A 241-nucleotide genomic window follows, 5' to 3' on the forward strand; every position below is an offset into this window, starting at 1 on the left:
ACCAAGCAAAAAACCGAGTGAATTTTTAACGAAATTCAACAAGCTTAATAATCGCGCGTCGTCTTTATAGACGACATCACAGATTAATAACTCGTAAAACTGGTAAACAGGTATCTTTATTGATACGTTTGTTTGACCAAGCTTTTACACGATTAAGTTATTAAGGGCGCACGGTGGATGCCTTGGCACTAGAAGCCGAAGAAGGACGTTACTAACGACGATATGCTTTGGGGAGCTGTAA

The 241-nt window shown here is 39.8% G+C and carries 1 rRNA gene; it reads left to right on the forward strand.

What is annotated here, in order from left to right:
* Positions 1-150: 150 nt before the first annotated feature.
* Positions 151-241 (forward strand): 23S ribosomal RNA (locus LQ677_RS14640); the annotation flags it as partial.

This window comes from Mammaliicoccus sp. Q-M61 (genome assembly GCF_022386055.1).
Taxonomy (GTDB): Bacteria; Bacillota; Bacilli; order Staphylococcales; family Staphylococcaceae; genus Mammaliicoccus; species Mammaliicoccus sciuri_A.